General features: G+C 39.9%; 4 protein-coding genes. 1 reads left to right on the top strand and 3 read right to left on the bottom strand.

Annotated elements, in window-relative coordinates:
* The first annotated feature begins 348 nt into the window (after positions 1-348).
* Entirely contained in the window at positions 349-999 is a 651-nt protein-coding gene (locus ACCM36_RS08615) for a YggS family pyridoxal phosphate-dependent enzyme (protein ID WP_370573348.1), read from the top strand.
* A 48-nt stretch (positions 1,000-1,047) separates the two neighbouring features.
* On the opposite strand, the gene ACCM36_RS08610 is transcribed toward ACCM36_RS08615, so the two are convergent.
* The 3 genes from ACCM36_RS08610 to ACCM36_RS08600 all read right to left on the bottom strand — a co-directional run.
* Positions 1,048-1,833: a helix-turn-helix transcriptional regulator gene (locus ACCM36_RS08610; protein ID WP_370573347.1), complete on the bottom strand. Its 786-nt coding sequence runs from the start codon at positions 1,831-1,833 to the stop codon at positions 1,048-1,050.
* Between the two features lie 248 nt (positions 1,834-2,081).
* Positions 2,082-2,936: a helix-turn-helix transcriptional regulator gene (locus ACCM36_RS08605; protein WP_370573346.1), complete on the bottom strand. Its 855-nt coding sequence runs from the start codon at positions 2,934-2,936 to the stop codon at positions 2,082-2,084.
* 344 nt (positions 2,937-3,280) lie between these two features.
* A partial coding sequence (locus ACCM36_RS08600; protein WP_370573345.1) for a PKD domain-containing protein occupies positions 3,281-5,475 on the bottom strand: 2,195 nt, incomplete at its 5' end.

The following is a 5,475-nucleotide window of genomic DNA, read 5'->3' as shown; positions in this document are numbered from 1 at the left end:
GGTATGTAGTACCAGATCCTTTGTTTCTTCTGTCACAGGAAAGTCCATGCCTGATGGTACATCCTTGAATGACATGATCTCAGGTTTCGCTGTTCCAAAGACTTTCATATAATATTCTACGGCTTCACGGCAGTTCCCATTAAAATTTATGTATGCCTGTACAGACATCTTATTCACTCCCACCATTAAAGTATAGTTAATTTACAATTAAAAACTACTCCCTTAAATAGCTGATCCAATGTTTAAAAGCAATTATACGAATCAAACGAACTTTTTATATCAGACCCCTTGCATTAAGTCCATATAGCAGTTATTGAATCGCTTAAATGAAAAAGCCTGGGAACATGCATGACAATCGATGAGAACGTAAAGGCCATCCTTAAGGAGCTGGGAAGCATAAAACTTGTCTGTGTTACCAAGACAGTTGACGCCCAGAGAATAAATAAATCCATAAGGGCTGGTGCCACTATCATAGGTGAGAGCAAAGTTCAGGAATATGAGGATAAATGTGATGAACTGCTGCCCTGTGAAAAGCATTTCATAGGACATTTACAGTCACGAAAAGTAAAAAAAGCCGTTCGGCTCTTTGATGTGATCCAGTCGGCCGATTCCCTGAAGCTGATACAGGACATTAATAAGAAAGCCAGAGCCATCGATAAAGTGCAGAAGGTCTTCCTTCAGGTCAACATAGGCAAAGAGCCACAGAAATTCGGCTTCTCTGAGAATGAGATAGCAGAGGTGCTTACAGAGGTCCATGAACTTAAAAATATCCATTTGCAGGGACTCATGTGCATACCTCCTTTTGACTCTCCTGAGGAAACACGTTCATATTTCAGGAGGATGAAATCGCTTTTTGATGAGATGCAACCAAAAAACCAGGATAACATCGATATCCGGGAACTGTCAATGGGAATGTCTAACGATTACAGAGTAGCCATTGAGGAAGGAGCTACCATGGTCCGGATTGGTTCTTCGATATTCGGGGATAGGAAATACTGAAGATGTCCCTGATCGTCTATCAACTTCCTTCATATGTGCTTTTGCAGATCATATTTTGGTTATTAATGTCGAATCTTTCAGGTGATAATTGTAAAAATCCATACCCCAATGACGTCCTTTTTCGCTGAGACATATAAGTTGTTTATTACTGAATTCGTTATTGTCGAATAAGAGCCTTAAAAGAAAGCCATTGTCAGTCACTGTGAGCGATGATATTTGAATATCTTTATTGTAAGAATAGAATGTGACTTTTCCACATAAAATGAAGGATTTGAACTTATCATACAATTCATCTTTCAGTTTTTGAACAAGCTCTTTAGTAAAGATGATATAAACATCTACACCTGCCTTTACAAGCAGATCAAGTATCCAGGGGCAGGAAGGATGCATAAAAGTGAATACAAAGTACACTGCTTTGGAGCCAAGAGCTTCTTGACGATAATCTGCATTCAGCTCATGCACATTGACATGGCTGGGCTCCATGATAGTGCAACCATTTATTTCATTTATCCGCATTAAAAGATGCTCAGGAATAGAATCTACTTTGTGCGTTGCAAGGTAGCTGCTGTGTTCCTCCAGCACTTCAACAGTAGACAGAAAAGGTTTCATCTTATTAGCCATCATCTTTCCGGTGATCGTTAAGCCATAAGCGTCATCCGATTGATAGATTAAATGGTGGTCTTTTAAGATCCTCATCTGAGGAAGTAGTGCCATTCTTGTCGTACGCAGACTTTCAAGTATTAATTCCATTTCTTTGGGGCCATCCTGTAACATCAAAAGCACATTCATTCTTCTCTCAGAAACAAATATGACATCTAACAATGCTTTTTCCATTAAAGGAGATCCTCCGGCCAATATGGATACCGCATAATACCTTTCAACTGAGTGACAGTACAATATACAATGTATAAATAATGTAAACTTAACTTTTACAGGTATTCCTTATACACATTTTACTCATAAACTTTTTTATTTGTTCTGACATACAATATTTCCCAAAAAAGATTTTAGATAATAATCGGCAGCTTTCTAAGTAATCAGCATCAAAGACCAAAAATTAAGACAAAATCTGTTTAAACAGTTCATATTTCAGTTATTAAAGTTGAATCTTTCAGGTAATGGTCATAGAGGTCCTTACCCCATTTGCGTCCTTTTGGACTCAGACAGACTAGTTGTTTGTTACTGAACTCATTATTACTGAGTCGTAACCTTAAAAGAAAACCATTATCTGTAACCGTTAGAGATGATATATTGATATCTCTCTTGTACCTAAAGATCTTAAAGTTTTTATATGAAAGAAAATATTGGCATACTTCATATATTTCAGTTATGAGTTTTTCAACAAGCTCCTTACTATCGATAACTGAAACTTCTATACCTTTATCTAATAATTGCTGAAGAATAGAATTACATGCAGGATGCATAAAAGTGTATACAAAGTATACGGATTTGGATGTAAGAGCTTCTTCAAGAAAATCTGCGTTCAACTGATGTGCATTGATGTGACCTGGATCTATGATCTTACAATCATCTACCTCACAAAGCCGGTTTAGAAAATGCTCCGGAATTGAATCCAGCTTATGTGTGATCAGGTAGTTGCTGTTCTCTTCCATTGTTTTAACAGTACCCAAAAAAGGTTTCATTTTGTTAGCTAGTAGTTTTCCGGTATTCTTTAACCCGTAAGAGTCACCGGATTGATAAATTAAGTTGTGGTCTTTTAAAATCCTCATCTGTGGAAGTAAGGCTTGCCTTGTTGTTTGCAAACTTTTAAGTATTGATTCCATTTCTTTGGGACCATTCTGCAGGATTAAAAGTACATTTTTTCTTCTCTCAGAAGCAAATACGACATCAAGCAAAGTTTTTTCCATTAAGGGAGGACCTCCTGCCAACGCGGATACTGAATTTGCAAAGATATTTTCTATGCCCAGTTTATTCATAAATTTTGTTATTAATTTCTGCAGACTAACCTCTTTCTGGAATTGAATAAGAAACTAAATTATTTAGCAATATTCGTTTTGTTTCAGATAATGGAACATAACCCATAAGAAGTTACTTGCAATCAAAATAAAGAACTCAACAAATGAATACCAAAGAACCTGAACTGCATACCCTATATAAAGCATAACATATAATCAAGAACTAAACCTCATCTGAACTTCACTCCTATAATCAAATGTTCATAAGAGTAAACTTATATGCTGTATTCCTCATCATTGGGAAAATATTGCAAATAAAAACAGTTGTTCTCCCCCTTTTAAAAAGGGGAGAACTATATACCCGGTTACTTATCTTCCTTTTTCTTCCTGTACACAAAGAAGATCAGCAATCCGGCAACCAGCAGTAAAATACCGGCTATTGCGATGTTGCTGCCGCTTTCATCAGCATCTTCTTCGCCATCGCCAACACTGATACCATCATTAGTTTGCACCTTTTCATCTGATACTGTTCCGGTACCAGTTGATACTTTTGAGCCTTCCGGATCGGCAGATATTGATCCATCCGCTGTTCCAGTATTCTCCTGTGATGACCAAGGCAGTATAACAGCCATACCAGTGCCTGAACCTGAGCCTGAAGAGTACTCATAATCAGCCATTATTGCGAATGGAGAGAAGCCGGAAATATTCCGAACGATGTAATAGGAGTATGTACCATCATCACTGAGAAACTCAGGAACATAAGTTTCCCATGTGGAACTACCGCGGTGTTTGAGCATCACAGAAGTTATGACAAGGGTTCCACCATCACATTCGTTCAGGACCCTGAACTCGATACTCCTGTTAAGACCAGTGTTATCAACAAGAGTCTGGTTATTGAAACTAATGTCAAGGTACTGGTACACAGAATCCTGAGAGAATCCCGCTTCCGATTCGTTAAGTGATGACTTGTCCAGAACTTCGACCTTTATACGAAGGCTGGACGCATTGTCCGGAGTATTGAAAGAAACAAACGTGATGCTTCCGGTAAGATTTTTATTATCTGTCCTCTCATCATCGGTCGTATTGAATCCTACGTATGACATGTTTCCTGAAGAGTTGATATCTGGATTCTTAGAAATGACAAAGGAGATATCTTCTCCATCTTCTACAGAGGAATCCGTTACTGTCCAGTCCCATGACAAGGTATCTGACATACCTGTACTTTCATTGCTTACTATTACAGATATGTTGTAATCGTCCACGAAGAAATCATCCTGGTCGATGTACTCGCTTGTATTTATGAGACAGAATGAAACCATGGAGGAATCGTCATCATTCGAGGATATGGTAATACCATTTCCGCTTATTGGTTCACCATCGAGATACCAGCTGAAACTTGAGAGAATGTTAGCTGTCGCACTGAAGTTAGTCTCTTCACCGTATATCGAGATAGGTGCCTGATCTTCCGGCGAGGTTGTGCAACTGAGCGGTTCAGCTGCCTTTATGTTGAGCAGCTGGCTGGAAGTGCCATTGCTGTTAGTTACTGTCAGGTTGACGGTGAAATTGCCTGATCCGAATGTATGGACTGGATTTTGTTCGGTGGAAGTACTTCCATCTCCGAAGTCCCATTGCCAGTCTTCCACAAGACCAACTGAGCCATCCTCGAAATCTACTGTCAGCGGAGCATTACCTCTGGTTTCACTTGCAGTGAAATCCGCAATCGGCAGGATGGAAACGTTCAGAAGAATATTACCTGTGCTGTCCACATTGCCCACAGGGTCGCTTAGAGTACAGCTATAGATGACCTGGCTTACAAGCGTTCCCGAATCACTTGCAGGAATATCCACGGTCCATGAGTAACCACCTGAACTTGTATTCATCTGATGTTCTTCCCCGTCAACAGTTATGCTGTATTCGGAGATCGAAGAGACATCTGTAGCGTTCAGCTCGATGACAACAGTATCTCCGGTGTCTGCATTAAGAGGCTTCTGTATCCATGTATATGCAGGAGCAGTGTTGTCCAGCCTGAAATTAGAAGATACAGAGTAATTGGTATTGCCTGCGTTATCAATAGCGCTGATATGCAGATACCAGTCACCATCTCCGGAATTCTTTGTCAGAGTGTCTCCGTTGTCAAAAGCTGTCCATTGGGATACTGAACCGACATCACTGTCCTGTGTCCATGCATAATCTAATTCCTGGATGCCTGAAAGCGCATCGGTCACTGTTACATCAGTACTATGGCTCTGAGAATAGGTATCGTCTCCATCGGTTTCGATATCTATCAATGGAAGAGCATTATCCAGCCTGAACACATTGGATGTCGAATAGTTGACATTACCCGCATTGTCAGTGGATCTTACATGCAGGTACCAGTTACCATTGGCAGAAGCCTTCGTTACCGTATCACCGCTATTGCACACGGTCCAGGAGAACACGGAACCCACATTACTGTTCTGGGTCCAGGAATATGCAACTTCCTGGATATCGGAAAGGGTATCCAGAGAGGTTATTGTTGAACTGTGGCTTTGAGAATAGGTACTGTTGCCATCGGGTGACA

The organism is Methanomethylovorans sp., from assembly GCF_041305605.1.
GTDB lineage: Archaea > Halobacteriota > Methanosarcinia > Methanosarcinales > Methanosarcinaceae > Methanomethylovorans.
The sequence above is the reverse complement of the archived record's forward strand: the minus strand, read 5'-3'. Positions and strand labels throughout refer to the sequence as shown.